We start from the raw sequence: 24,835 nt of genomic DNA on the forward strand, positions 1-24,835 counted from the left end.
GTCTGGTTGCAATCGTCGTCGATTGCCTGCTTGCCGAGAATGATCAATTGCGGCTGCTCTTTGTCGGCCACCGCCTTGAGCAGTTTTGCCACTGCCAGCGGTTGCAGCTCTGCGTCGGTTTCCACCAGAATGCCGCGGTCGGCGCCCATGGCAAGTGCGGTGCGGATCGTTTCCGCGGCCTGCGCGGGGCCGATGGAAACGACCACCACTTCAGTCGCCTTGCCGGCCTCTCTCAGGCGCAGGGCTTCCTCGACGGCGATTTCATCGAAGGGATTCATCGACATCTTGACGTTCGACAATTCGACGCCGGAGCCATCGCTCTTGACGCGAACCTTGACATTATAATCGACCACCCGCTTTACCGGCACCAGAACCTTCATCGATCCTCTTTCGTGTGAGTTTCTTCGTTAAAATGACGTCTTAACGTGGCATTTGAGCCTGGGCGCGGAACCTAAAGCCCCGGCCTATCGCGGTCAACGCGCGAAAGCCGGAAATCGCAAGGCCGCGCAGCTTGATCTTAACGGTTTTTACCTGGCACCCACAGCACGTCGCCGGTGCCATTGTCGTTGACCGAACGGCTGGCCACGAAAAGGAAGTCCGACAGCCGGTTCATATACTGGATCGCGGCATCGGAGACCGGTTCGCTGGGCTGAGCTGCCAGTTCTACCATGATCCGCTCGGCGCGACGGCACACCGTGCGGGCGACGTGAAGATGCGCCGCTGCCGGCTTGCCCCCTGGCAGCACGAACGAGGTCAGGTCCGCGAGCGGCGCGTTCAGGGCGTCGATATCGCGCTCCAGCCGATCGACCTGGCTGGCCAGCACCCGCAGCCGCTCCGCCTTGCCGTCCCGTTGCGGCACCGCGAGGTCAGCACCGAGGTCGAACAGGTCGTTCTGGATGGCGTTCAGCATGGCATCCAGCGCTGGCGCGGTGGCGAGATGCAGCCGGACCACGCCGATCGTGGCGTTGGTCTCGTCCACGGTTCCATAGGCGCTGACGCGCAGATCGTATTTCGGCCGGCGCTCGCCGGAGCCAAGCGCGGTGGTGCCGTCGTCGCCGGTACGGGTGTAGATCTTGTTGAGAACGACCATTGGAAATCCTAAAATTTGTAGGGTGGGCAAAGCGAAGCGTGCCCACGTCTTCTGCCTTCCGCCGGGCCGTGTGGGCACGGCGCAAGCGCGCCTCAGCCTACCCTACGATCCGCGACTACCGTCCCATCGCCCAGACGGTGGCCATGGTGATGACGACGGCGACGAATTGCAGCACGACGCGCCAGCGCATCAATTGTTGCGAGCGGTTCGGCGAGCCGCCACGCATCATGTTGAACAGGCCGAGCAGCAATACCAAGAGTACCGCGCCAGCCGCGACCGGAAGAAGGAGGTTGCTCATGAAGGATGTCATGATCGCTACATAACACCGCATGCGCGGCTTCGCCATCGCTGCCGCGAAATTGATCGGCAGGCTGCAACGATCTGGCATTTGAGCCGTATCTGTCAAATAATGTGGCGTGATCGGCAGAGTGGCTTACCTGCCCGAACAGGGTGAGATGTGAGGCAGATTCGCTACGTTTTTCACGTCGGGCTCGACGCCTTCTACACGTTCCTCGCCGATGACGGCTGGGCGATCGCCAGCCATATCGCGCTATCGACGCTGATGGCGCTGTTCCCGTTCCTGATCGTGCTGGCCTCGCTGGCCGGCTTCTTCGGTTCCAAGGGCCTCGCTGACCAGGCGGTTGGATTGCTGCTCGAAGTCTGGCCGGACCAGGTCGCCGGCGCGCTGTCCGGGCAAATCCACGACGTCCTCACCACCACCCGCGGCGACGCGCTGACCATCGGCCTGGTGCTGGCGGTGTATTTTGCGTCCAACGGCGTCGAGAGCCTGCGGGTGGCGCTGAATCGCGCCTATGCGGTTATCGAGCCACGACGCTGGTACTGGCTGCGGCTGGAATCGATCGGCTACACGCTGATCGCCGCCGTCACCGCGCTGGCGATGGCGTTTCTGATCGTGCTTGGCCCCTTGATGCTGGAAATCGTCCGGCTCTATGTGCCGCTGCTGGTAGCCCACAACGAAAAACTGCTCAACATCGCCCGCTACGGCATCACGATCACGGCGATGATCATCGTATTGTTCATCCTGCATGCCTGGTTGCCGGCGGGGCGGCGCGGCTTCACCCAGATTCTGCCCGGCATCGTCTTCACCATGCTGGCCTCGCTGGTGTCGGGCATCGGCTTCGGTCTGTATCTGGCGCGCTTCGCCAACAACTATGTAACGATGTATGCCGGGCTGGCCTCGGTGATCATCGCACTGGTGTTTCTGTATTTCATCGCCGCGATCTTTGTGTATGGCGGCGAACTCAACGCCGCCATCATCAAGTCGCGCCTGCCGCGTGGCGTCTCGCTTCAAGCAGCGCAGTCGCTAGCGCCCGTGGAGACACCGGTTTAGTCAGGAACGCATTGGCGCCGGCGGCAAGCGACGCCAACTCGTCATCGTCGCGACCGGACACCCCGATGATGGCGACGCGGCTATGCGGCGAGTGTAGCGCCCGGATCTGCCGAATCGCTTCGATGCCGTTGATGCCTGGCAGCACCATGTCCATCAGCACCGCGTCGAAGGCGCCGTGGGCCACGCGCTCCGCGGCGGCCTCGCCGCGGCCGATGAATTCGGTATGGTGGCCAAGTTCGGACAGGATCGCATTCAGCACCACGCGGCCGAACGGATTGTCCTCGACGCTGAGCACGCGCAGCGTCTCGCGCGGTCCGAGCGCAACCTCGTCATCGAGGCCGGACATGATGCTGACCGGGCCCTTGGCCTTGGCCAGGCTCACCGTCAGCGTGAAGACCGTGCCGCCGCCGGGGCGTGGCGTCACCACGATGTCGCCGCCCATCGCTCGCGCCAGTTGCTTCACCGATGACAGCCCGAGGCCGGCGCCGCCGAACCGCGAGGCGATGGTCACATTGGCCTGCGAGAACGGCCGGAACAGTTTCTTGATCTCGGCCAGCGACAGGCCGATGCCGCTGTCGGACACCGTGAAGGCAACCCCGACCTTGCCGGGCATCGGCACCCGGCCGACCTTCAGCGTAACGCTGCCGCGCTCGGTGAACTTGACGGCGTTGTCGATCAGATTCTCCAGCGCCGCGCGCAGCCGGACGGGATCACCGATCACGAATACCGGCAGCCGCTCGGAAATCGCCACCGCATGCTGCAGCCCCTTGGCGGCGGCGCGGCCCGCCAGCGAATCACCGGAATTACGCGCCAACGCGCGCAGATCGAAAAAATCCTGTCGCACTTCGAGCTTGGACGCGCTGCTGCGCGCGGCATCGACGAACAAGGTCGCCAGCCCCGCCAGATGCTCGGCGCCAGCCTTGATGGTATCGACCCAGCGCCGCTCGCGCTCGTCCAGATCCGACGTTGCCAACAGATCGCTCACCGCCAGAATGCCGGTCAGCGGCGTACGAACCTCATGGGCAAAGGCGGCCAGCGCAGCTTCAACCATGATACCCGAACGCACGGCGCTGCGTCGGGCAGGCAACTTTGCTGCCGCCGACTTGATGACGCGTTTTTTCAGCGTCTGCTTGCTGCGCTTCTGCCGTTTTTGCGGCGAGCGCGATGTCAGCGCCATATGACCCACCTGTCCCCAAACGCAGCATGCCATGGCTTGGTTGACCAAGTCACGTGAGTACTAGGTCTAGAACACCACTTGGCACAGCAACGGTCAGTCAAACGGGGACAACTCCAGCATTCGCCGGATTTCAGCCGGGTTTAAGCCTCGCTTGCGCAGTTCGCGCAGGCTGGTAGCGCCGTTCGACTTCGCCAGCTTGGCGCCGCCTGGGTCGCGAACCAGCCGATGGTGCCGGTAGTTGGGCCGCGGCAACCCGAGCAATACCTGCAGCAGCCTATGTACGCTGGTCGACCAGAACAGATCCTGGCCGCGGACGATGTCGGTCACCCCCTGCAGGGCATCATCGACGACCACCGAGAGGTGATAGCTGGTCGGAATCTCCTTGCGGGCGAGGATGACGTCGCCCCAGGCTTGCGGCCGTGTCGGCACCCGGCCGGTATCACCGCCCGGACCAGCGCCGCGCTCGGTCCAGTCCAGTTCGCCGCAGCGATCGCAGGCCCGGGTCATGTCGAGCCGCCATGCGGTCGGCGCCCCGGCCCGTTGCAGAAGGGCGACGGCCTGCGGCGACAGCGCCTTGGCGACGCCGGGATATAACGGCACACCGTCGGGGTCGTGCGGCCAGCGCCCCCGCGCCTGCTCCGCCGCAACCAGCCGGGCAATCTCGGCGCGACTCTCGAAGCTGGGGTAGAGCAGGCCCTGCGCGGCAAGGCGGTCGGCGGCGGCACGGTAATCCGCGAAATGGTCGGACTGTCGTCGCACCGGGCCGTCCCAGGCGATGCCAAGCCAGAGCAGATCCTCCAGGATCGCGGCCTTGAATTCCGGCTTGCAGCGGGCGCGGTCGATATCTTCCAGCCGCAACAGGAACCGGCCGCCGGCGCGCCGCGCCAGATCGAAGTTGAGCAGCGCCGAACGGGCATGGCCAAGGTGCAGATAGCCGTTGGGGCTGGGGGCGAAACGGAAAACCGGCGGCATTGATCTCTTTCGCTGATCGTGATGATCCTAAATCGCGATGACCGTTCACCTCAACAGCCAGGCCGATCTCGACGACGCCATCACCGCGCTGGTGAAGCTTGATGCGCGGCTGCAGCCGATCCTGGAGATCGCCGGGATGCCGGCGCTGCGCCGCCGCGCGCCGGGATTTGAGGGCCTCGCCCAGATCATTGTCGGCCAGCAGGTCTCGGTGGCGTCGGCCTCCGCGATCTGGGGCCGGGTTTCCGGCGCGTTCGAGCCGTTTCATCCCGAGTCCTTACGCAAGGCCCGCGCCGACCGGCTCGGCCGCCTGGGCCTCTCGGCGGCAAAAATCAAGACGCTGAAAGGCGTCGCGCGCGAACTCGCCGCGGAACGGCTCAACCTCGATGTGCTCGCCGAGGAAGACGCCGACGCCGCGCACAACACGCTGACGAGGCTGCACGGCATCGGGCCGTGGACCGCCGACGTCTACCTGCTGTTCTGCCTCGGCCACGGCGACGCCTGGCCGGCCGGCGATGTCGCGATCCAGGAGTCGATCAAGGTCGGACTCGGACTCGCGGTGCGACCGACCGTCAAGCAGATGGCGCCACTGGCCGAACCCTGGCGTCCGCTGCGCGGCGCCGCGGCGCATCTGTGGTGGAGCCACTACCACGCGATCAAGAAGCGCGAAGGCGTGATCGGGAAAGTCATCGAATGAAATCATTTCCGACCGGCGGCCTCGCCGTGGTGATCGGCGCTTCTGGCGGCATTGGTGGCGCGATTGCAGATGCGCTGCAGGCCGACGGGACCTTCTCCGAGATTTTGCGCTACAGCCGCGGCAGCGAGCCCGCCATCGACCTCACCTCGGAGCCCAGCATCGCGCGCGCTGCCACCGGGATCGCGCAGCGCGGCGAACTGCGCCTGGTGTTCGACGCCACCGGCTTCCTGCACGACGATGCCTTTTCGCCGGAGAAAAGCTGGAGCCAGATCGATCTGGCCCACATGCAGAAATCATTCGCGCTCAACGCCATTGGTCCGGCGTTGCTGATGAAGCATCTGCTGCCGCAGCTCACCACCGACGGCAAGACCGTGTTTGCGACGCTGTCGGCGAAGGTCGGCAGCATCGGCGACAACCATCTCGGCGGCTGGTACGCCTACCGCGCCTCCAAGGCCGCGCTCAACCAATTGGTGCGTACGGCCTCGGTCGAACTGAAGCGCAAGCGCCCCCATGCCATCTGCGTCGCGCTACATCCCGGCACGGTGGCGACAGGGCTGACCGGGCCGTTCGCCAAGACCGGGCTCGACGTGCAGACGCCGCACGCCGCCGCGGCGGATCTGCTAGAAGCGATTGACAAGTTGCAGCCTGATGACTCCGGTGGATTTCTCGATCGGTTCGGCCAACCAATCCCATGGTGACCACAACAGCACTCCAGTCGAACGCTGTTTAAAACAGCCCCTGTCGCAAAACAGACATCGGCATCGGCAAGCATGCAGCGCCAACCGGAGGAGCTGACATGCCGACGTCCGTGGAATTCGTTGTTTCCCGAACTGACTTGGCTGATCGCAGATTGATCGAGACGCCGTTGCCGGCGCGCGGCGAACTGCCAGAGGAAAGTCTGCTGGTGAAAGTCGATCGCTTCGCCTTCACCGCCAATAACATCACCTATGCGATGCTCGGCGATTCCCTGAAGTACTGGCAGCTATTCCCGGCGCCGGCGGGTCTCGGCATCATTCCGGTATGGGGTTTTGGCGAGGTGATCGCGTCGCGCCATCCGCGGATAGACGCCGGCGAAAGACTGTTCGGCTATTTCCCGATGGCCACGCATCTGGTGATCGAGGCCGCCGATGTCAGCAAGCGCGGGCTGCGCGACGCGGCGGCGCATCGGCAGGGCGTTGCCGCGGTCTACAACGCCTATGCACGTGTCGGCGGCGATCCGGCCTTTGCCGGTCGGCTAGGCGACTATCAGGCGCTGCTGCGGCCGCTATTCATGCTGTCCTTTCTGGTCGACGCGGCTCTCGCCGAACACCAATTCTTCGGCGCCACCTCCGTGTTGCTGTCCAGCGCGTCGAGCAAAACGGCGATCGGGCTGGCGCATCTGCTGCACACACAGCGACGGCCGGTCCGCGTCATCGGCCTTACCTCGGCAGCGAACGCAGATTTTGTCGCGTCGCTCGGCTGCTACGACGAGGTCGTGACTTATGAAAATATCGAGACGCTGCCGGGCACGGTGCCGACGGCGTTGATCGACTTCGCCGGCAGCGCCGACCTGCGCCACCGCGTGCATCGGCGCTATGGTGATAAACTTGTCCACAGCGCGCGCATCGGACTGACGCACCAGGATTTGGCTGGTGAAGATGTCGATCTGCCCGGCGCGCCGCCGACATGGTTCTTCGCGCCGGACCAGATTCGCCTTCGTGCGAAGCAATGGGGCACGGGCGGCATCGAGCAGCGGCTCGGCGCGGCATGGTCGGGCTTTTCACCGCATCTGGAACGCTGGATCGAGGTGATCCAGAGTCAAGGGCCGGCGGCGGTCGAGCAGGTGTATCGCGAAACGCTGGGCGGCCGGGCCTCACCGCGCCATGGCCATATGTTGTCGCTGGACTGATTGGCCTCCACCACGCATTCGCCTACGGGGACCGCAATGCTCTCAGATTTCCCCGACCGCCTCGCGGCGGCGCTGTTCGGATTCTTCCGCGTAGCGCCGCACGGCATGGGCTTCGGTAAGCGTGCCGACCACGTGATGACCCTCGGCCTCGACCACCGCCAGCGATTCCGCCTCGGCGCCTTCGAACACCACCATGGCGTCGCGGATGTTCATTTCCGGATGCAGCACGACGTTGCGACAATGCAGCAGCGAGTCGAGCCGGAATGCGGTGACGTCGGGCGAATGCGCCTCGGCCACCACGGCAAGTCCGAGATAGCGGCCTTCCGCGTCGACCACGACCACTTGCGTCTTGGAGCCGAGCGGAAATTTTTCACGGAATTCGACGAGCGGTGTGCCCGCATCGACGGTGCCAACATCGCGGCGCATCAGTCGCTCCACCGTGAGATCGCGCAGCCAGCCGACATCGGCGGCGCTGCGGATGGTCTCGCCGCGCAGATGCAGCCGCCATGTCGCGAACGAATAGCCGAACCATTCGCGCGTCAATTGCGTGGAGATGATGACGGCGACCAGCACCGCCGTGGTGAGCCAGAGATTACCGGTGGATTCCAGCGCGATGAACGACATCGTCAGCGGCCCGCCGATCACCGAGGCCGATAGCGCGCTCATGCCGATGATGGCGTAGACGTTGGGATCGAGATTGAGGCCGGGCCACAACAGGTCGAATCCGGCCGCGAACAGATGACCGCCCAACGCGCCGAGAAACAGCGTCGCGAAAAACAAGCCACCACGAAACCCGGTGCCGAGCGAGATGATCGAGGCAACCGTCTTCAGCGCCATGACGAAGGCGATCAGCGCCAGCGGATAGGCGGTCATTCCGGCAAAGTGCAGCGCGCCATGGCCGGACGACATCACCTGCGGCGTCAGCAGCGCCAGCAGGCCGACCGCCAGCCCGCCGAGCGCGGGCCGCAGCGGCGCCCATAGCCCTGTCCGGGCCAACAGCGCCTCGCACCATGCCACGACGCGCATGATGCCGATGCCGAACAGAGCGGCCAGCAGGCCAAGCAGCGCCGCCACCGCGAGATCGTGACCGAGCACGTCGCCAACGCGCCCAGCGACGACGCCGAGTGACAGCGGTTCGAAAGCGTGGGCGACGAAGTAACCGGTCACCGCCGCTACCCCGACCGGCATCAGGCTGGCCGGCGTATAACCACCGATCACCAGTTCGAAGGCATAGAAGGCGCCGGCCAGCGGCGCGCCGAAGGTTCCGGAAATGGCCGCGGCGGCACCACAGCCGACCAGCACCCGCTGGTCGGCGCGGCGCAAATGGAAGGCGCGGCCGATCGAGGCGCCGAGGCCGCTGGCGAGCTGGGTATAGCCGGCCTCCAGCCCGACGGAGGCGCCGACGCCGCTCGACCACACCGTCTGTAGCGCCACGATGACGCTGCCACGAAACGACATCCGGCCGCCATACAACGCATTGGCCTCGATCGGATCGACCTCCCGCCCCGGCCGCCAGCGCGCCAGCGCGAGAAAGGCGAGGCCGAGCAGCAGCCCGCCGAGGCTGGGAACCAGCAGCGCGCGTACCGGGTCGATCCAGAACTGGCTCGATAGCCGCTGCCCCCATTCGAGGTTGAACAATACCGCATGCATGGCGCCGACCATCGCGCTCATCAGCGCCACCACCAGCCCGCCAAGTGCGCCGATCAGTGCCGCGAGCGCCGCCAGGCCCGTTTCGTGGGCGCGCACCAATGCGCGAAGCCATTGCGGCGCCTCAAGAAAACGCGAAGGAGTGGCCATGGAGCAGGTCCGGAACTTGGGGGCCTCGTTCGAGGCGCTGACGGGGGTTTAACCGCCATGGCGGGCGCCGACCACCCGCGGCGATCAAAAAGGTCGCGGCGCACCGCGGAATGTCAGACAGTCCGCCAACGCCCTTCACAATGCCGTCACGCTGACTGTAGTATGTGAGGACAGGCTGCGCCGCAGTCTCTGGTGGGGGTCAGGAGCGTTAATTGAACGCACATGTCTCGCAAGGCGGTTGGCCGGTTCTGGTCCTCAACGCGGACTTCCGGCCGCTGAGTTATTATCCGCTGTCTCTCTGGTCGTGGCAGGACGCGATCAAGGCGGTGTTCCTCGATCGCGTCAACATCGTCGAGCACTATGACCACGCGGTGCACAGCCCGTCGTTCGAAATCCAGCTGCCCAGCGTGGTGTCGCTGAAGTCCTTCGTCAGGCCGACGACGCACCCGGCGTTCACCCGCTTCAACGTGTTCTTGCGCGACCGCTTCTCGTGCCAATATTGCGGCGCGCATGACGACCTGACCTTCGACCACATCATCCCGCGTTCGAAGGGCGGCCAGACCACCTGGGAAAACGTCGTCGCGGCCTGCTCGCCGTGCAATTTGCGCAAGGGCAACATGACGACGCAGCAAGCCAAGATGTTTCCGCGCCAGACCGCCTTCGCGCCCACCGTGCACCAGTTGCACCGCAACGGCCGGCTGTTCCCGCCGAACTATCTGCATGGCAGCTGGCTGGACTATCTCTATTGGGATACGGAGCTCGATCCGTAGGAGAGCATCGTGAAAACGCTTCCCGAGCACACGACGGCAACAGCCCACCAGCACGATACCGACTTCTACACCTGGACGCAGGAACAGGCTGCTCTGCTGCGGCGGGTGCCGCGCGGCGCCTTCGCGCTTGATATCGACAATCTCGCTGAAGAGATCGAAGACATCGGCCGCGGCGAAATTCGTGAGGTTTCCAGCCTGCCGCGGCAGGTCTTGATGCATCTCTTGAAGCTGGCGATTCTGCCTGACAGTCCATCACGCCAGCATTGGATAAACGAAGTCGTCACCTTCCAAGCCGATGCTGTTCTGGCTTTCACACCCGGAATGAGACAGCGCATCGAACTCGACCGGGTCTGGAAGGCCGCGCAGAACGGCACAACCAACGTTCTGAAGAGCACAGGATTGCAAGTGCCGGCATGGCCGACTGCCTGCCCTCTGGGGTTGGACGAAATCCTGGTGACGGAATTCGATCTGGGTCGAATGCTGGAGCGTGTGAAAAGCGCTCTGCACGCGACGGCAGCCAATCGCCCGCAATAGATCGCTCCGCGCCAGCAGGCTGGAATTATTGCAGCATCATGCACATATCCAGGCTTCAACGCCGACGCCCAGCCAACAGGAGCCCCCTGCATGCCCTCATTGACCGAATGGAAGGTGCCCGCCTCCGTCCAGCCGCGCGCGGAGGATTTTGCGTTCGACCTCGAAAAGACGCTGGAGGCGGTGGTCGGGCTGCATTGCATCATCCCGGAAGACGCCTTTACGGCGCAGACATTAGGCACCGAACGCGCCGGCAATGGCGTGCTGATCGGCGATCGGCTGGTGCTGACCATCGGCTATTTGATCACCGAGGCGGAGACCATCTGGCTGCATCTCGGCGACGGCCGCGTGGTGCCCGGTCATGCGCTCGGCGTCGATCAGGAGACCGGCTTCGGGCTGGTGCAGGCGCTGGGCGATGTCGACTTCGCACCGCTGTCGCTCGGCGAATCCAGCAAGGTCGAGATCGGCGATCGTATCGTGGTCGGCGGCGTCGGCGGCCGTACCCGCTCGGTGGCCGGCAAGATCGCCGCCACCCAGGAATTCTCCGGCTACTGGGAATATCTGCTCGATGAGGCGATCTTCACGCATCCGGCGCATCCCAACTGGGGTGGCACGGCGCTGATCAATGCCAGGGGAGAATTGATCGGAATCGGCTCGCTGCAGATCGAACGCGAGCATGGCGGCAAGAGCGAGCATCTCAACATGGTGGTGCCGATCGATCTGTTGAAGCCGATCCTCGATGACCTCAAGAAATTCGGCAAGGTGAACAGACCGGCCCGGCCCTGGCTCGGGCTTTACGCCGCCGAGGTCGAGGACAAGGTTGTCGTGGTGGGTCTTGCCGCCAAGGGCCCGGCGGCGCGCGCCGAACTCAAGACCGGCGACGTCATCCTGGCGGTCAATGGCGAGGACGTCTCTGACGCCGCCGAGTTCTATCGCGCCTTGTGGGCCTTGGGTCCGGCTGGCGTCGATGTCCCGCTGACACTGTATCGCGGCGGCGACACCTTTGATGTCGAGCTGGTTTCGACCGACCGGGCCCGGCTGCTGAAGGCGCCACGCCTGCATTGATGGCGACCCATCGACAGCCGCTGCGATAGCACGACTACTGTCCGGTGACCGACAATTGAACAGGCGGCTGATTGGATACCACCCATCATGGCGTGCGTATGAAATAAATTAAAAAGGGTGGAACTGAAACTTCAGGAGTCTGTTTGAGTAGCTGAAATGCATCCTGCGTTTGTTGCAATTTTGAGGCACCCATCTTGCCGCGCACATCCACCGTTGGTCTTGTCAGACGAAGCCTTGTTCCGAGTAGAATGAGTGCGCACGGCAACGACAACATCCGCACCACTCATCTGAAATGCACCAGCTGTAAAACTCAGATCTTCTTCAAGGAAATTGTACAATTGGAGGACTGCGAGGTTCGGTTGTTCGGCTGCCCGCACTGCCAGGCGATCACCTCGCTGCGGATCCAGATCCCTGTCGGGCTCGATCATTCGCCTGACGGGATCCATGTCAGCGACGGCCATCGCTGAGGCCGATCGCAGCGCTAGCACGGGATGAGCATTGCTGATGGCAACGCTCATCCGGATTCCTGTCGCTAGTGCATGTGACCGCCGGCCGGCGCTGTCGCACCGACGGCATTAACATCCAGTTCGATCTCGACTGTTCCAGCCTTCTCGAACCGCAGCTGCGCCTTGACCTTGTCACCTTGTTTAAAGGGCTTGGCGAGATCCAGCATCATCAGATGATAGCCGCCCGGCTCAAGCTTGACGGTAGCACCTGGCTTGATCTCAAGGCCGTCGCCGAGCGGGCGCATTCGCATTACCCCGTCGGTCATGCTCATCTCATGAACCTCGATGCGACCGCTGTCGCCGAAACTGCCGCCGATCAGGCGATCACTTGCCTTGCCCATGTTCATCACGGTGAGATAGCCACCGGCAACCTTGGCGCCGGGCGGCGTCGCACGCGTCCACGGCGTCGAGATCATCAATTCGCCAGCATGGACCATGCCGGCCATCGCCGGCCGCGTCGAGGCCACCAGCCGCAGCATCGGCGCCGGCGACCTCAGCGCGTGCGGATCTTGCCCCGCGACCGCGATCTCCGCCCAGTTTTCCGAACCGGTCTCGCAGGTCTGCAGCGTCGGCAGATAGAGCGGCGCATCGGCCTTCAAGACCTCCGGCAGGTAGCTCGAGAAAACGAACTCGTCATAGAACGCGTCGTCGAGCTTGCCGCTCCAGGTGATCTCCTGAACACCGTCGGCGGCTTTCATGCCGTGCATGAAATCATACGATTGCGCATAGGCGCCCTTCTTGGTCTCGATGCTCCAGCCGGGCTTCGGCATCGGCTTCACCGCGATCATGCCCTCCGGGATTTTCACCGTCACCTTGGTGGTGGCAGAGGCCGCGCAACCATGCGGCACCGCCAGCACGGCGCGGTAGGAACCACCAATGGTGCCGGCGCCGCTCTGCAGGAACACATGGGCGTCGGCCGGCGTCCCCACGGCGAGTGCCGTCGCCGTTGCAAGCATGGAGAGATTTTTCATGGTTGGTCCTTTCAGGAGGTCATTGATCATTGGTTTCACCACCGCGCCTTGATCCCGGCATAGACGGCGCGACCACTGCCGGGTTCGAACAGCGCCGAGGTCGGCGTCGCCCGATCGATGATGCTGGCCGAGGAGATGTAGGCGGTGTTGGCGATATTGCGCGCCTCGATATAGCCGGAATAGGTGCCGCCATTGTCGACGCCGGCTTTCAAGCCCCAGAGCGCGTAGGGCTCGGTCCTGAGCGTGTTGGCGCTGTCGACGTAATAGGATTGCGGCACCCATTCGAGGTTGGGACCGATGTAGAAGCCGTTGGCATGCCTGTATAGAAGTTCGGCACGCAGATAATGCCGCGGCGCGCCGGGCAGGATATTGTTGCCGAATAGCGCATCATGATCGAACCGGAAATCATTCAGCGTATAAGCGAGATTGAGCCACAGCCTGTCGGGCTGCTCGCCTGTCGCGACCAGGCCCTTGATCAGCGCGACGCCGAGACCCGCCTCGATGCCCTGGTGCACCGTGCGGTCGGCATTGGTGACATTGCAATTGCCGAACGCGCTGTACAGACACAGTAGTTCGTCGTTGATCCCGGCGCGGTATCCGGTCAGTTCCCAGGTCAGATCAGGCCGCCGGCCGCGGGTGCCGATCTCATAGGTGGTGGCGCGCTGCGGGAGGATGCTGGTGAACGGAATCGTGGGAATGCCGACGCCCTGCGAGCTTTCGCCAAAACTCGGCACTTCGGCGCTACGCGAGACATTGGCATAGGCCTGCCAGGTCGGATCGATATTCCACAGCAGCCCGCCTTTCGGGCTCCACAGGTTGAACGAGGTCGATCCGGACTGGTCGCCATCGCTGAGAAAACGATCCCGCCGGCTCCGAGTCGCATAGAGCAATTGCGTGCCGACCACCGCTGCCACCGTCGGCAGAAAGTAGAATGAATTCTCGGCATAGACCGAAATGTTCTTCGACGAATCAAGTGACGACGACGTCAGCGCCCCCTTCTGACCGCCGACATTGACATACTGTTTGTTGTCGATCTCACCATTGATGACATTCACACCACCCACGAACAAATTGCGAAAGCCGCCGATAGTGCGATCGTCGGTCACCTTGGCGAAACCGCCATAGTCGACATATTTGTAGTCGAGCCACTGGAAGATCGGGTGCATCAGATGGCGGTCGACGCCGAAGGCGCCGAAATCGATCGTGGTGTTGTCGAAGCGGATCGTGGTCTTGTTGGCGAGCCGCACGGTATCGATATTGCGCTGCTGGTCGCCGGTGACATTGGCGGCGAGCGCCTGGGTTGGCGCGTTCAGCGCCGAATCTTTCGTGACCGAACCGGGAATGCGCTGCCGCACCTCATTGGCGTTGAGATAGAACCGGGTCTCGAAATCCGGCGAGAACTGGTAGCCGACATTGCCGCTGATGCGAGTCGAATGCCCATCGCTGTGATCGCGAAACCCGTCGGCGGCCTGGGTCGAGGCGGTGATGAAGCCGTCCCACGGGCCGTTGGCGCCGCCAGTGCTGGCCTGTAGCCGACGATAACCAAACGCGCCGGCATCGAGACTGGCCGAGTTGGCAAACGGATCGCGGCCGGTCGGCGTGACGAAATTGATCGCGCCACCGAGCGAATTGGCGCCGAACCGCAGCGCATTGCCGCCCTTGTAGACCTCGACATATTTATAGGCGGTCGGATCGATCTCCTGGAAATCGCCGTAGCCATCCGCGGTATTGATCGGGATGCCGTCCATATAAAGCTGCACGCCGCGCAGGTGGAAATTGCGCGACAGGCCGGAGCCGCGAATCGACAGCCGGGTGTCGTCGCCCCATTTTGGCTGCGCGATCACGCCGGGCACATAATCCAGGATGTCCTTGACGGTGTTGCCGACCGTGGAATTTTTCCAGGCGTCGGCGCTGACCAGAGCGACGCCACCCGGCGTCTGCTGAATCTCGCGCAGCGCCTGCTGCGCGGTCGCCACCGTGAGCGCGCCGGGAACGCCGGGCGCTTGCGCTGGTTGCGGGCTAGCCGCAGACGGACGATTTGAGGCCCGCGACACGAGCTCGGCGGCGCGCGGCGGGCGGGCAGCGGCGCGGTTTTTCGGCAAAGGGGCATCGACGGTGACGGCGGGCAGCGCACTGTACGGGCCGGCCTGGGCGGCGGCCGCGCCGGATAGGAACGCAGCAACGGAAGCGAGCAGGACGCCGCGCAGCCGCATGGAGACGGATGACATAGGATTCCACCAGATGAGTTGACGAAAGATTGGGCGCGCAAAACGCGCGCGGTCGTCAGCTCAGTCGCGGTGGGGCACGGGCCTGGTGGCTGGTGTGGGCAGGGTGCGCCACAAACGCGATGTCCGGCGCGAAAGCCGGAGCAATGGTGACGGCCACCCGTGAAACCAGCCAGGCGACCGGCGACGGCGGCGCACCGGGGGCATGATGGCCGACGCAGACCGGGCAATGCAGCGCGGGCTTGCCGGTCTGCTTGCCGGCGTCGTCATGGGCGGCGGCAAAGTCCGGATTATTGGCGCAGATCTCGAAGCCCGCCGCCATGGCGGTCGGTGACATCGCGGCCAGCAGCATGCTGGACAGCACCACATTCAGCACAAGCGCATAGGCCGCGGCGAGGGATGCCACGGCTCCGAAAAAGCGTTTGCGTGATGAATGTTTCAAAGGACTGTTCCCTGCCCTTTAACTAACACGGCGGCGGAAGCTGTCAAAGCCGAGGGTGCCGAAAGCAGGATTACAGCACCACAATCCCGGAATGCTTGGCCTTGTCATCGGGCTCGACATGGATGGTAATCAGTGCTTCGCCGATCTCCTGCCGGATCGCGACTTCGAGATGGTCACAGATATCGTGCGCCGCGCTGACCGTGGTGCTGCCGGCGACCACCAGATGGAAATCGATGAAAGTCATGCGGCCGGCGCGGCGGGTACGCAAGTCGTGGGCCTCGATCGCGCCATCGGACTGCGTCGAGATGATCTTCTTGATGGTCACGAGGGTCGTCGGTGGGATCGCCTCGTCCATTAACCCGCTGAGCGATTCCTTCATCAGGGCCCAGCCGGCCCACAGGATGTTAAGCGCCACCAGCGCCGCCAGAATGGGATCGAGAACGGCAATTCCGGATAGCGCCGCCACGCCGACGCCGCCGAGCACGCCGATCGAGGATACCACGTCGGTGACCAGATGCCGGCCATCCGCCGCCAGCGCCGGTGATTTCAACTGGCGGCCGCGATGGATCAGCGCCCAGGCCCAGCCGGCATTCAGCACCGTGGCCAATCCGTTGACCGCGAGCCCGAGCCACGGCGCCTCCAGCGGGCGCGGCGCCAGATAACTGAACCACGCCTCACGCAGGATTAAAATCGCGGCCAGCACGATCAACACGCCCTCGAGCACCGCGGAAAAATATTCGGCCTTGTGATGACCGTAGGGATGTTCCTCATCGGCGGGCTTGGCGCTGAGGCTGACCGCGAGCAGCGCGACGATCGCCGTCACCACATTGACGATGCTTTCGATCGCGTCGGACAGCAGCGCCACGCTGCCGGTCAACTGATAGGCGACATATTTCAGCCCGAGGACAGCGAAGCCCACGACGATGCTGCCTTGCGCCAGACTGCGAACGCTTGTCATTTGAATGCTCGTTGGAGTGACGCGACCGGGCGCGGCTGTGTCCTCTAATATGCAAGCGACAGTGATGCAAGCTGGATGGACCATCTGCGACTTCTTCGCATTAAAATTTGACCACACGCATCACAAGACTTGATCCCGCGGCACGCAAAGGGCAGGTTCAGCGCATCGTCGGACCCGATTTGATCGGGTGGCTCGTCCGGGCGCCTATCCCCCGGAAATCTCAGCGAGACATGCAGCATCTGCTCTCAGGCCGAACGGGCGTCGCCCGTCGCCACGCTGAACGTATCGGTTTCTTGCCATGACTTTTGTTCAACGATTTCGCCGCGAATGGCTGACCAATATTCCCACCGAATTGCTGTCCGGCACGCTGGTGGCGCTGGCGCTGATTCCGGAGGCGATCGGTTTTTCCATCGTCGCCGGCGTCGATCCGAAAATCGGCCTGTATGCGTCGTTCTCGATCGCGGTCGTGACCGCCATTGTTGGCGGTCGTCCGGCGATGATCTCCGCGGCGACCGCGTCGACGGCGGTGCTGATGATCACGCTGGTGCGCGACCATGGCCTGCAATATTTGTTCGCCGCCACCGTGCTGATGGGGCTGCTGCAGATCGCGGCGGGCGCATTGCGGCTCGGCCTGTTGATGAAATTCGTCTCGCGCTCGGTGATGACCGGTTTCGTCAATGCGCTGGCTATCCTGATCTTCATGGCACAGCTACCGCAACTGACGAATGTGGGCTGGCCTACCTTTGCGATGGTCGCCGCCGGCCTCGCCATCATCTATCTGTTTCCCTATCTGACGAAACGCGTGCCCTCCGCTCTGGTCAGTATCGTCGCGCTGACCGTCTTCACGCTGTTCTCCGGGGTCGAGCTGCGCACCGTCGGCGACATGGGCGAATTGCCCTCCAGCCTGCCGTTCTTCGCGCTGCCGCAGGTGCCCTTCAACTGGGACACGCTGCGAATCATCCTGCCCTATTCGCTGACCATGGCGGCGGTCGGCCTGCTGGAATCGCTGCTGACGGCGTCGATCGTCGATGACATGACCGATACCGGCAGCAACAAGAATCGCGAATGCATCGGTCAGGGTGTCGCCAATTTCGTCACCGGCTTTCTCGGCGCGATGGGCGGCTGCGCCATGATCGGGCAATCGGTCATCAATGTCAGCGCCGGGGCAAGAACGCGGTTGTCGACGTTGTTCGCCGGATGTTTCCTGTTGTTCCTGATCGTGGTGCTCGGCGACTGGGTCAAGCGGATCCCGATGGCCGCTCTGGTCGCCGTCATGATCATGGTGTCGATCTCGACCTTCTCGTGGTCGTCGATCACCAACCTGCGGTCGCATCCACTGAGCTCCAGCGTGGTGATGCTGGCCGTGGTCATCGTGGTGGTCGCGACCGGGGACCTGTCGATGGGCGTGCTCGGCGGCGTGGTGCTGAGCGGCGTGTTCTTCGCCGCCAAGGTGGCGCGGCTGCTCGGCATCACCACCGAGCGCTCCGACGATGGTCGCGAGATTACCTATCGCGTCGCCGGGCAGGTATTCTTCGCCTCATCACAAAGCCTGATCGACGCGGTCGATTATCAGGACGTATTGCCGCGGGTACGAATCGACGTCAGCGCCGCGCATTTCTGGGATATCAGCGCGATCGGCGCGCTGGACGATATCGTGCTGAAACTGCGCCGCCACGGCGCCACGGTCGAGGTGATCGGACTGAACCAGGCCAGCGAAACCATGGTCGAGCGCTTTGGAACCCATCAACGGGCGGAAACACCATAGAACAAAACCGTGCTGTGGCTCGATCATCACAGCGTCGCGCAAACCGTGGCACGGCGGCACTGCTAACACGATTGTCACTTCCTTTCAGCGGCCGCAGGCTTCAACCGAGGGTGTGGATCCGTTGCCTCCCGCAGGCGACCAAACGCGGCGGCGACAGGAACTTTTGATGACGGCTTTTGGCGGAAAATACGGACTGCGCGTTTTCGCGCTTTTGCTGTTGCCGGCGTTGCTGGCAGGCTGTGCCAGTAACGGGGCTCTGTCGCCTGGCGGATTTGCCAGCGGCGCGTCCAGCCAATATGCCGAGATGAACGATGGCGGCCATGCGGTTCCGGCGATCGACCTCAGCGATATCGACCCGCGGATGCTGCGCCAGGCCGTGGATTATCGCACCAGGGAGCCCGCCGGCACCATTGTCGTCGATACCGCCGCGCGCCATCTTTATCTGGTCGAGGGCAACGGCCGCGCGATGCGCTACGGCATCGGCGTCGGCAAGGCCGGGCTGGCTTTCGCCGGCAATGCCACCATCAACCGCAAGGCGGAATGGCCGCACTGGAGCCCGACCGAGAACATGATGAACCGCGAGCCGGCGCGCTATCGCAAGATGGCCAGCGGCATGGAAGGTGGCCTCGACAATCCGCTCGGCCCCCGCGCCCTGTATCTGTACCAGGGCGACCGCGACACCATGTTCCGTATCCACGGTACCACCGAGCCGGAAACCATCGGTCACGCCGTGTCCAGCGGCTGCATCCGGCTGATGAACCAGGACATCATCGACCTCTACAGCCGGGTCAATACCGGCAGCCGCGTGGTGGTGATCCAGAACGGCGCGATGAGTGCGCTGCCCTCCAGCAGCAAGGTCGCCAGCCGCGAATAGCTGAATTTCGACACCTGTCGCGAGGTCTGCACAGCCAGCGGCGGCGCCAGGCAGCGCCGCCGTTCTGGTGAGCCGTCAACCATTGGCGAACGGTACCGCCACCACCGAGGCCATCAGCGCGATACGCCGGACGGACGGCAGCAAGCGCCGGCGCACGAATTCCGGATCTTGCGGAAACTGTGAAGGCTGGCTGATCATGAGGACATCTCCATCGATCGGGTGACGCCATCGGCGCCGGCGTTTCGATCAATGGTACTTGCCAGATTACGGCGTGCAGACTGCCAAATTAAGGTTTCGCCACATCCTGGTGGCGGCGGCTACCCGGCAGCCACAAAGCGTCCCCCGCATCCACCGTGAAACCACGCTCGTAGCGCAACAACTCCTTTGCTGCGCCACGTTCCAGCCACCGGAACTATCCATGCTGCGTCGAGTTAATTATGCTCATTGGAGAATTTGCCATGCGGATGATTGTAGGAATGCTTCTGGGGGCGCTGATGCTGACGGCTGGCGTTTACATTTATGATTCGATGGCGACATCGTCTGTGGCCAACGGCCAGGTGGCGCAGGAGCACCGACCGATCGTGAACTGGGACGTCGCCGCCACCGAATGGAGCGCGTTGAAGACGCGCACCCAGAAGGACTGGATCAGACTGACGTCGAACTGATCCCTGCGTTCAAGCAATATGGACCGCCCGCATCCTGAGATGCGGGCGGTTTTTCGCGGTCTATTGTTTCTTGCTGGCCTTGCGCGCATCGGCGATGGCCTGTCCGAACTGGACCTTGTCCAGCGGACCGGGCACTCGGAATTTGCCAATGATAAACGCCGGCGTGCCGTTGAAGCCGAACGCGCTGGCCTGCTCGTTGGTACGCTTCAAGGTGGCGGCGATAGCATCCTGATTGGCCTGCAGATCGGCGATCGCGCGATCGACATCGATGCCGGATTTGGCGAGGCGATCGCGGACGATATCCTCGGTCAGCCTCGAATCAAGCCGGATCAGCGCATCATGCGCCTCGACGAATTTGCCCTGATACTTGGTCGCCATCGCCAGCCGCGAGGCGTAGACCGAGACCGGCCCGAGGATCGGCCAGTCCTTGAACACCAGGCGGACCTTGCCGTCCTGCTTGACGGCGGCGGTGAGGTCGGGTGCCAGCTTGCGGCAATACGGACACTGATAATCAAAATATTCGACGATGGTGATATCGCCCTTGGCATTGCCGGCCACCGGGATATCCGGATCGCGCAATACCGACGCCTCGTTGAGGACGTCTTCTTCCTTGCCATCGGCGGGCGCGGCCAGCGCTCCCCGCTGCGTCCCGAGCAACAGCGCGCCACCGAGCAGGCCCAAAGCGGAGCGGCGCGTGGTGGCGTACGTTGCAGGTCGGGGATCGATGCTGGCGCTCATGCTTGGTCTCCCGACGCCGTGCGCGCCCTTGCTCATGTGACGTAAATATTCCGCGCCAACATATAGAGCGCCACCACGATAATGATAGACGCAAACGTGGTATTCAGCGCGCCGCGTCGCCGCGACAAATGCCGGGCGGAGCCGGTACCGGCGAGACCGCCGAGCAATCCGCCAACGATGAAGACCGCGGCCAGATTCCACGAGATCATGCCGGACCAGGCATAGCTGAACGCGGTGGTGAGGCCGAACGCCGTGACGGCGACCAGCGACGACGAGATCGCGCTCATGATCGACATGCCGGTTGCCAGCATCAACGCCGGAACGATCAGGAAGCCGCCGCCGATGCCGAAGAAGCCAGACAGTGTCCCGGTGACGAGGCCGAGCGCCAGCAGCGCCGGCGTATTGGCAATGCTGATCTCGACTCGTGCCTCGCCGGCCCGTGAACGGGTCTTCAACATCAGTAGCGCGATCACCAGCATCAGGATCGCGAACAGCACCAGCAGGTTGTTGCCGTCCACCGTCTTGCCGAGGCTGGCTCCGCCGAGCGCGCCGATAACGCCCGCCGCGGCGAATACCAACGCGCAGGACCAGTGTACATTGCCGCCACGGGCGTGATTACCGAGATTGACGGCGGCATTGGCGGCCACGGCGATGGCACTGGTGCCGATCGCCACATGGGGATCGGGAACGCCGACGACATAGACCATCAGCGGCACCGCGAGGATCGAGCCGCCACCGCCAACCAGCCCGAGCGAAAACCCGACCAGCACCCCCGATGCGAGCCCCAGCGCGCCTTGCATCACCGTGATCATGAATGGCCGTTTCTTGTTTGCACGGGGGCGACCTTACCCAGCTTTGCCGGGTGGCTCCATGGCGGCGACATCACAACTCCGATGTTTTGACACCGATGAATGTGATCATCGACGCAGCAGCAGCGTCATCGCGAGTGGCACCAGCAGGGACGTCACCAGCGCGTTCAGGCTCATGGCGATACCGGCGAACACACCAGCGACGGCATCAACCTGGAAGGCCCGCGCCGTGCCGATACCATGCGACGCCAGTCCCGCCGCGAAACCGCGCGCGCGGAAATCGGTGATGCCCATCCGGTTCATCAGCGGGGTCACGATCATCGCCCCCATGATGCCGGTGAGGATCACCGCGACGGCGGTGAGCGACGCATCGGCGCCGAGCGATTCACTGATGCCCATGGCGACGCCGGCGGTGACCGACTTCGGCGCCAGCGACAGCACGATATTGCGGGGCAGCCCGAAGGCCTGTGCCAGCAACACCACCGAAACGATGGCCGTCACACAGCCGACTACCAGTGCCACCAGCATCGGCAGGATCGCCGCCGCTACCACCTTGCGATTTTCGTATAGCGGCACCGCCAGCGCCACGGTCGCCGGGCCGAGCAGAAAATGCACGAACTGCGCACCGCTGAAATAGGTGGTGTAGGAGGTGCCGGTCAGCAGCAGGAACGCCGCGATCAGCCATATCGAATGAAACACCGGGTTGGCCAAAGGATGCCGGCCGGTGGCTAGCGACATGGCGTCGGCGATGGCATAGACCAGCAGGGTCACGGTCAGCCACAGCAGTGGCGTCTGCGAGAGATAGACCCAGAGCGAAAACGAATTCGGGGTCATGGCGCGGTCGACCGGCGATCGATCAGACGCCCGACCACCAGAAAGGTCGCCACCGTCGCCAGCAGGGTGACGAGCACCGACATCGCCAGCACCGCCATGATGGCCAGGCCGTTCTCCGCCAGCAAATCGAGCTTCTGCACCACGCCGACACCCGCCGGCACGAATAGCAACGATAAATGCGCTACCAGGCCCCTGGCGCCACTCTCGACGCCACCGCCCCGCAGCGGCCCGCGTGCCAGCCGGGAAAAGCGGTCGCGCAGCAGCAACAGGACCAGCAGCAGCAGCAGCCCGACCACCGGGCCGGGCATCGGCAGCGCCACCGCGCGCACAAAAATCTCGCCGGCCAGCTGGCACAGCAGGATCAACGAAAGGCTGGCGATCATCGGGGCTCCATGGCTGTGCAGGCCTTATCGCCCGCGGCGTCGGGGATGTCGATCAGGCCAAACCCCGACCAGCGAATACCTGCGTGCCGACATCGTGTTTTTACAATCCTTCTAAATGGGTACTCGGCGCTTGACCCTTGCACCGGCGCTTGGAAGAAGCGTGGCATGAGCAGCATCGATGCCACACCCCGCCTTCTCGGCAATGCCCCCCGCGGCTTCCGCGGGACGATCCAGGGACTGGATGTGCGGGCCGGCGGATCTTCGCTGTCGGCGACCGAGCTGGAAAGTCAGTTGATCGAAATGGGGTTCGTCGAAGGCGCGCGGATCGAGATCCTGCACGAGGGCGCCATCCGTCGCGATCCGATCGCGGTCCGCGTCGATAACATCACCATCGCGCTGCGGCGGCGCGAGGCCATGTCGGTTGTCGTAATCTGATGAATGTCGTCCCGCTGGAATTCAGGTCCATCCACGTCGCCCTGGTCGGCGCCCCGAACAGCGGCAAGACCTCGCTGTTCAACGCCCTGACCGGAAGCCGACAGAAGGTCGCCAACTATCCCGGCGTTACCGTCGAGCGCAAGGCCGGCGCCTTCGTGACGCCAACCGGTCGGCAGATCTCGCTGGTCGACCTGCCCGGCACCTATTCGCTGCGCGGCCGCAGCCCCGACGAGGAAATCACCCGCGACGTCGTGCTCGGCAAGTTTCCGGGCGAAGCACTGCCGGACCTGGTGCTGTGCATCGCCGATTGCACCAATCTTCGCCTCACTTTCCGGCTGGTGCTCGAGCTGAAGCGCACCGGGCGGCCGCTGATCGTGGTGCTCAACATGTTCGATATCGCGCAGCGCCGTGGCGTATCGGTGAATCTCGAAGCGCTGTCGGCGGCGCTCGGCGTGCCCGTGGTCACTTCGGTGGCGGTGCGCAAGGGCGGCACCGCCGAACTGATCCGGCTGACCGACGAGTTCGCGGCCCGCACCCAACCGGGCATCGTCGATAACACCTGGGCGCCGCTCAGCATCGGCGAACTCAAGGCGCTGCAGCGCGAGGCCGACCGGATCATTCGCGATACCGTGACCATGCCAACCAAGCCGGATTCGCTGACCACGCGGGTCGACGCCGTGGTGCTGCATCCGGTCGGCGGGCTGGTGATCCTGGCGCTGATCCTGTTCGTCATGTTCCAGGCGGTGTTCAGCTGGGCGCAGCCGCTGATGGAGCTGCTGGCCGACTCCTTCGCCGCGCTCGGACAACTGGTGCACAACACCCTGCCCGACGGTCTGCTGCAGAGCTTTCTGCAGAATGGCGTGATTTCCGGCGTCGGCAGCGTACTGGTGTTCCTGCCGCAGATCATCATCATCTTCCTGTTCATCCTGCTGCTGGAAGATTTCGGCTACATGGCGCGCGCCGCGTTCCTGATGGACCGCATCATGGGTGGCGCCGGGCTGCACGGTGGCGCTTTCATCCCGTTGCTGTCGAGCTTTGCCTGCGCGATTCCCGGGATCATGGCGACGCGGGTGATCGACAACCGGCGTGACCGTCTCACCACCATCCTGATCGCGCCGCTGATGACCTGCTCGGCGCGGATTCCAGTCTACACCCTGATCATCTCCGCCTTCATCCCGCCCAAGGACATCGGAGGCTGGATCAATTTACAGGGGCTGGTGATGTTCGGACTGTACGCCGCCGGGATCGGCAGCGCGCTGGGGGTGTCGTTCGTGATCAAGTTCTTCATGTGGCGCGACTACCAGCCGGCGCCGTTCATGCTGGAATTGCCGGACTACAAACTGCCGCGGGTGCGCAGCATCGCGATCGGCGTCTATACCCGCGCCAAAATGTTTTTGCATCGCGCCGGCACCACCATCCTGTCGATGATGGTGCTGATCTGGTTCCTGGCCTCGTTCCCGCAGCCGCCGGCCGGCGCCGAGGGACCGGCGATCAATTACAGCCTCGCTGCGATGATCGGGCATTTCCTCGAGCCGGTGCTGGCGCCGCTCGGCTTCAACTGGCAGATCGCCGTCGCCCTGATCCCCGGCATGGCCGCGCGCGAAGTCGCGGTGGCCGCGCTCGGAACCGTCTATGCGATCGAGGGCGGTAAGGAAGCCGCCGACCAGATCGGCCAGGTGCTGGCCGACAAATGGAGCCTTGCCACCGCGCTGTCGCTGCTGGCCTGGTTCATCTTCGCCCCGCAATGCGCCTCGACGCTGGCGGTGATCCGTCGCGAGACCGGCAGCGCCAAGTGGATGATCGTGACTTTCGTCTACATGTTCGCGCTGGCCTATGTGGCAAGCCTGATCACCTACAACGTCGCCCGCGCCTTTGGCGCATAGGCCACGCCGGCT

27 protein-coding genes, 1 pseudogene and 1 other annotated feature are annotated in these 24,835 nt (G+C 63.8%); of the genes and pseudogenes, 13 read left to right on the forward strand and 15 right to left on the reverse strand.

Going from position 1 to position 24,835, the window contains the following annotated elements; all coding sequences use genetic code 11:
- The 3 genes and pseudogenes from Q0S16_RS06790 to Q0S16_RS06800 form a co-directional block, all read right to left on the reverse strand.
- Positions 1-380 (reverse strand): annotated as a pseudogene (locus Q0S16_RS06790) (electron transfer flavoprotein subunit beta/FixA family protein); the annotation flags it as partial.
- Positions 381-517: 137 nt separating this feature from the next.
- Positions 518-1,090, reverse strand: coding sequence for a cob(I)yrinic acid a,c-diamide adenosyltransferase (locus tag Q0S16_RS06795; RefSeq protein ID WP_295846310.1), 573 nt, complete (start codon positions 1,088-1,090; stop codon positions 518-520).
- Between the two features lie 115 nt (positions 1,091-1,205).
- Positions 1,206-1,400, reverse strand: a complete 195-nt coding sequence (locus Q0S16_RS06800) for a twin transmembrane helix small protein (RefSeq protein WP_295846377.1) — start codon at positions 1,398-1,400, stop codon at positions 1,206-1,208.
- A gap of 147 nt (positions 1,401-1,547) precedes the next feature.
- Here Q0S16_RS06800 and Q0S16_RS06805 point away from each other — a divergent pair, with 147 nt between their 5' ends.
- Positions 1,548-2,441, forward strand: a complete 894-nt coding sequence (locus Q0S16_RS06805; RefSeq protein WP_295846315.1) for a YihY/virulence factor BrkB family protein — start codon at positions 1,548-1,550, stop codon at positions 2,439-2,441.
- Here the strand turns inward: Q0S16_RS06805 and Q0S16_RS06810 are convergent.
- Together Q0S16_RS06810 and gluQRS are read right to left on the reverse strand one after the other, a co-directional pair.
- On the reverse strand, positions 2,368-3,618 hold the full coding sequence (locus tag Q0S16_RS06810; RefSeq protein WP_295846318.1) for an ATP-binding protein: 1,251 nt from the start codon (positions 3,616-3,618) through the stop codon (positions 2,368-2,370). The two genes, Q0S16_RS06805 and Q0S16_RS06810, sit on opposite strands and share 74 nt — an antisense overlap.
- 93 nt (positions 3,619-3,711) lie before the next feature.
- A complete protein-coding gene (gene gluQRS, locus Q0S16_RS06815; RefSeq protein ID WP_295846322.1) occupies positions 3,712-4,590 on the reverse strand; it encodes a tRNA glutamyl-Q(34) synthetase GluQRS in 879 nt (292 codons plus the stop codon).
- A gap of 37 nt (positions 4,591-4,627) precedes the next feature.
- Here gluQRS and Q0S16_RS06820 point away from each other — a divergent pair, with 37 nt between their 5' ends.
- The 3 genes from Q0S16_RS06820 to Q0S16_RS06830 all read left to right on the forward strand — a co-directional run bounded on the left by Q0S16_RS06820 (position 4,628) and on the right by Q0S16_RS06830 (position 7,172).
- A complete protein-coding gene (locus tag Q0S16_RS06820; RefSeq protein ID WP_295846325.1) occupies positions 4,628-5,284 on the forward strand; it encodes a DNA-3-methyladenine glycosylase 2 family protein in 657 nt (218 codons plus the stop codon).
- The gene (locus Q0S16_RS06825) at positions 5,281-5,982 is read left to right on the forward strand and encodes an SDR family NAD(P)-dependent oxidoreductase (protein ID WP_295846327.1); all 702 of its coding nucleotides are present in this window, start codon (positions 5,281-5,283) and stop codon (positions 5,980-5,982) included. Before Q0S16_RS06820 ends, Q0S16_RS06825 begins: the two co-directional genes overlap by 4 nt.
- A gap of 98 nt (positions 5,983-6,080) precedes the next feature.
- The gene (locus tag Q0S16_RS06830) at positions 6,081-7,172 is read left to right on the forward strand and encodes a DUF2855 family protein (protein WP_295846329.1); all 1,092 of its coding nucleotides are present in this window, start codon (positions 6,081-6,083) and stop codon (positions 7,170-7,172) included.
- A 42-nt stretch (positions 7,173-7,214) separates the two neighbouring features.
- Here Q0S16_RS06830 and Q0S16_RS06835 read toward each other — a convergent pair whose 3' ends face one another.
- Positions 7,215-8,969: a chloride channel protein gene (locus Q0S16_RS06835; RefSeq protein WP_295846331.1), complete on the reverse strand. Its 1,755-nt coding sequence runs from the start codon at positions 8,967-8,969 to the stop codon at positions 7,215-7,217.
- Between the two features lie 212 nt (positions 8,970-9,181).
- Between Q0S16_RS06835 and Q0S16_RS06840 the strand changes: the two genes are divergently transcribed.
- The 4 genes from Q0S16_RS06840 to Q0S16_RS06855 all read left to right on the forward strand — a co-directional run bounded on the left by Q0S16_RS06840 (position 9,182) and on the right by Q0S16_RS06855 (position 11,802).
- Positions 9,182-9,739, forward strand: a complete 558-nt coding sequence (locus Q0S16_RS06840; protein ID WP_295846333.1) for an HNH endonuclease — start codon at positions 9,182-9,184, stop codon at positions 9,737-9,739.
- A 9-nt stretch (positions 9,740-9,748) separates the two neighbouring features.
- Positions 9,749-10,273, forward strand: a complete 525-nt coding sequence (locus Q0S16_RS06845) for a DUF29 domain-containing protein (RefSeq protein ID WP_295846337.1) — start codon at positions 9,749-9,751, stop codon at positions 10,271-10,273.
- 90 nt (positions 10,274-10,363) lie between these two features.
- Entirely contained in the window at positions 10,364-11,335 is a 972-nt protein-coding gene (locus Q0S16_RS06850; protein WP_295846338.1) for a S1C family serine protease, read from the forward strand.
- A 248-nt stretch (positions 11,336-11,583) separates the two neighbouring features.
- A complete protein-coding gene (locus tag Q0S16_RS06855; protein ID WP_295846340.1) occupies positions 11,584-11,802 on the forward strand; it encodes a hypothetical protein in 219 nt (72 codons plus the stop codon).
- A 65-nt stretch (positions 11,803-11,867) separates the two neighbouring features.
- On the opposite strand, the gene Q0S16_RS06860 is transcribed toward Q0S16_RS06855, so the two are convergent.
- The 4 genes from Q0S16_RS06860 to Q0S16_RS06875 all read right to left on the reverse strand — a co-directional run bounded on the left by Q0S16_RS06860 (position 11,868) and on the right by Q0S16_RS06875 (position 16,437).
- Entirely contained in the window at positions 11,868-12,812 is a 945-nt protein-coding gene (locus Q0S16_RS06860; protein WP_295846341.1) for a DUF1775 domain-containing protein, read from the reverse strand.
- A 35-nt stretch (positions 12,813-12,847) separates the two neighbouring features.
- Positions 12,848-15,040 (reverse strand): TonB-dependent receptor, encoded by a 2,193-nt coding sequence (locus tag Q0S16_RS06865; protein ID WP_295846343.1) that lies wholly within the window; start codon positions 15,038-15,040, stop codon positions 12,848-12,850.
- Positions 15,041-15,095: 55 nt separating this feature from the next.
- Positions 15,096-15,479 carry a DUF2946 family protein gene (locus tag Q0S16_RS06870; protein WP_295846345.1) on the reverse strand — a complete coding sequence of 128 codons (384 nt, stop codon included), beginning with the start codon at positions 15,477-15,479 and terminating at the stop codon, positions 15,096-15,098.
- Between the two features lie 70 nt (positions 15,480-15,549).
- Positions 15,550-16,437 (reverse strand): cation diffusion facilitator family transporter, encoded by an 888-nt coding sequence (locus Q0S16_RS06875; protein WP_295846348.1) that lies wholly within the window; start codon positions 16,435-16,437, stop codon positions 15,550-15,552.
- A gap of 167 nt (positions 16,438-16,604) precedes the next feature.
- Positions 16,605-16,658, forward strand: a sequence feature (sul1 is cis-regulatory element that is thought to sense ions involved in sulfur or methionine metabolism; They are found in Alphaproteobacteria).
- A gap of 77 nt (positions 16,659-16,735) precedes the next feature.
- On the opposite strand from Q0S16_RS06875, the gene Q0S16_RS06880 reads away from it, so the two are divergent.
- The gene (locus tag Q0S16_RS06880) at positions 16,736-18,202 is read left to right on the forward strand and encodes a SulP family inorganic anion transporter (RefSeq protein ID WP_295846351.1); all 1,467 of its coding nucleotides are present in this window, start codon (positions 16,736-16,738) and stop codon (positions 18,200-18,202) included.
- A 166-nt stretch (positions 18,203-18,368) separates the two neighbouring features.
- The gene (locus tag Q0S16_RS06885; RefSeq protein ID WP_295846354.1) at positions 18,369-19,076 is read left to right on the forward strand and encodes a L,D-transpeptidase; all 708 of its coding nucleotides are present in this window, start codon (positions 18,369-18,371) and stop codon (positions 19,074-19,076) included.
- A 75-nt stretch (positions 19,077-19,151) separates the two neighbouring features.
- On the opposite strand, the gene Q0S16_RS06890 is transcribed toward Q0S16_RS06885, so the two are convergent.
- Positions 19,152-19,274, reverse strand: a complete 123-nt coding sequence (locus Q0S16_RS06890) for a hypothetical protein (RefSeq protein WP_295846357.1) — start codon at positions 19,272-19,274, stop codon at positions 19,152-19,154.
- A gap of 260 nt (positions 19,275-19,534) precedes the next feature.
- Here Q0S16_RS06890 and Q0S16_RS06895 point away from each other — a divergent pair, with 260 nt between their 5' ends.
- Positions 19,535-19,741: a hypothetical protein gene (locus Q0S16_RS06895; protein WP_295846359.1), complete on the forward strand. Its 207-nt coding sequence runs from the start codon at positions 19,535-19,537 to the stop codon at positions 19,739-19,741.
- Positions 19,742-19,801: 60 nt separating this feature from the next.
- Here the strand turns inward: Q0S16_RS06895 and Q0S16_RS06900 are convergent, their stop codons facing one another.
- The 4 genes from Q0S16_RS06900 to Q0S16_RS06915 form a co-directional block, all read right to left on the reverse strand.
- Positions 19,802-20,479, reverse strand: a complete 678-nt coding sequence (locus Q0S16_RS06900; protein ID WP_295846363.1) for a DsbA family protein — start codon at positions 20,477-20,479, stop codon at positions 19,802-19,804.
- A gap of 32 nt (positions 20,480-20,511) precedes the next feature.
- Positions 20,512-21,291 (reverse strand): sulfite exporter TauE/SafE family protein, encoded by a 780-nt coding sequence (locus Q0S16_RS06905; RefSeq protein WP_295846365.1) that lies wholly within the window; start codon positions 21,289-21,291, stop codon positions 20,512-20,514.
- A 105-nt stretch (positions 21,292-21,396) separates the two neighbouring features.
- Entirely contained in the window at positions 21,397-22,122 is a 726-nt protein-coding gene (locus Q0S16_RS06910; protein ID WP_295846367.1) for an LrgB family protein, read from the reverse strand.
- A complete protein-coding gene (locus tag Q0S16_RS06915; protein ID WP_295846370.1) occupies positions 22,119-22,505 on the reverse strand; it encodes a CidA/LrgA family protein in 387 nt (128 codons plus the stop codon). The genes Q0S16_RS06910 and Q0S16_RS06915 overlap by 4 nt, the downstream gene beginning before the upstream one ends.
- Before the next feature lie 165 nt (positions 22,506-22,670).
- Here Q0S16_RS06915 and Q0S16_RS06920 point away from each other — a divergent pair, with 165 nt between their 5' ends.
- Both Q0S16_RS06920 and Q0S16_RS06925 read left to right on the forward strand, forming a co-directional pair.
- On the forward strand, positions 22,671-22,940 hold the full coding sequence (locus Q0S16_RS06920) for a FeoA family protein (protein WP_295846372.1): 270 nt from the start codon (positions 22,671-22,673) through the stop codon (positions 22,938-22,940).
- On the forward strand, positions 22,940-24,823 hold the full coding sequence (locus Q0S16_RS06925) for a ferrous iron transporter B (RefSeq protein ID WP_295846374.1): 1,884 nt from the start codon (positions 22,940-22,942) through the stop codon (positions 24,821-24,823). The genes Q0S16_RS06920 and Q0S16_RS06925 overlap by 1 nt, the downstream gene beginning before the upstream one ends.
- Positions 24,824-24,835 lie beyond the last annotated feature (12 nt).

Source organism: Tardiphaga sp. (assembly GCF_025356345.1).
In the GTDB taxonomy this organism is placed as follows: domain Bacteria; phylum Pseudomonadota; class Alphaproteobacteria; order Rhizobiales; family Xanthobacteraceae; genus Tardiphaga.

Bases quoted from the DNA above. Each gene is read 5' to 3' on its own strand.
- Q0S16_RS06855 (WP_295846340.1), top strand. From the start codon at position 11,584: ATGAGTGCGCACGGCAACGACAACATCCGCACCACTCATCTGAAATGC.
- Q0S16_RS06835 (WP_295846331.1), bottom strand. From the start codon at position 8,969: ATGGCCACTCCTTCGCGTTTTCTTGAGGCGCCGCAATGGCTTCGCGCA.
- Q0S16_RS06890 (WP_295846357.1), bottom strand. From the start codon at position 19,274: ATGATCAGCCAGCCTTCACAGTTTCCGCAAGATCCGGAATTCGTGCGC.
- Q0S16_RS06825 (WP_295846327.1), top strand. From the start codon at position 5,281: ATGAAATCATTTCCGACCGGCGGCCTCGCCGTGGTGATCGGCGCTTCT.
- Q0S16_RS06820 (WP_295846325.1), top strand. From the start codon at position 4,628: ATGACCGTTCACCTCAACAGCCAGGCCGATCTCGACGACGCCATCACC.
- Q0S16_RS06925 (WP_295846374.1), top strand. From the start codon at position 22,940: ATGAATGTCGTCCCGCTGGAATTCAGGTCCATCCACGTCGCCCTGGTC.
- Q0S16_RS06885 (WP_295846354.1), top strand. From the start codon at position 18,369: ATGACGGCTTTTGGCGGAAAATACGGACTGCGCGTTTTCGCGCTTTTG.
- Q0S16_RS06860 (WP_295846341.1), bottom strand. From the start codon at position 12,812: ATGAAAAATCTCTCCATGCTTGCAACGGCGACGGCACTCGCCGTGGGG.
- Q0S16_RS06905 (WP_295846365.1), bottom strand. From the start codon at position 21,291: ATGATCACGGTGATGCAAGGCGCGCTGGGGCTCGCATCGGGGGTGCTG.
- Q0S16_RS06850 (WP_295846338.1), top strand. From the start codon at position 10,364: ATGCCCTCATTGACCGAATGGAAGGTGCCCGCCTCCGTCCAGCCGCGC.
- Q0S16_RS06910 (WP_295846367.1), bottom strand. From the start codon at position 22,122: ATGACCCCGAATTCGTTTTCGCTCTGGGTCTATCTCTCGCAGACGCCA.
- Q0S16_RS06795 (WP_295846310.1), bottom strand. From the start codon at position 1,090: ATGGTCGTTCTCAACAAGATCTACACCCGTACCGGCGACGACGGCACC.
- Q0S16_RS06800 (WP_295846377.1), bottom strand. From the start codon at position 1,400: ATGACATCCTTCATGAGCAACCTCCTTCTTCCGGTCGCGGCTGGCGCG.
- Q0S16_RS06915 (WP_295846370.1), bottom strand. From the start codon at position 22,505: ATGATCGCCAGCCTTTCGTTGATCCTGCTGTGCCAGCTGGCCGGCGAG.
- Q0S16_RS06895 (WP_295846359.1), top strand. From the start codon at position 19,535: ATGCGGATGATTGTAGGAATGCTTCTGGGGGCGCTGATGCTGACGGCT.
- gluQRS (WP_295846322.1), bottom strand. From the start codon at position 4,590: ATGCCGCCGGTTTTCCGTTTCGCCCCCAGCCCCAACGGCTATCTGCAC.
- Q0S16_RS06865 (WP_295846343.1), bottom strand. From the start codon at position 15,040: ATGTCATCCGTCTCCATGCGGCTGCGCGGCGTCCTGCTCGCTTCCGTT.
- Q0S16_RS06920 (WP_295846372.1), top strand. From the start codon at position 22,671: ATGAGCAGCATCGATGCCACACCCCGCCTTCTCGGCAATGCCCCCCGC.
- Q0S16_RS06830 (WP_295846329.1), top strand. From the start codon at position 6,081: ATGCCGACGTCCGTGGAATTCGTTGTTTCCCGAACTGACTTGGCTGAT.
- Q0S16_RS06880 (WP_295846351.1), top strand. From the start codon at position 16,736: ATGACTTTTGTTCAACGATTTCGCCGCGAATGGCTGACCAATATTCCC.
- Q0S16_RS06875 (WP_295846348.1), bottom strand. From the start codon at position 16,437: ATGACAAGCGTTCGCAGTCTGGCGCAAGGCAGCATCGTCGTGGGCTTC.
- Q0S16_RS06900 (WP_295846363.1), bottom strand. From the start codon at position 20,479: ATGAGCGCCAGCATCGATCCCCGACCTGCAACGTACGCCACCACGCGC.
- Q0S16_RS06810 (WP_295846318.1), bottom strand. From the start codon at position 3,618: ATGGCGCTGACATCGCGCTCGCCGCAAAAACGGCAGAAGCGCAGCAAG.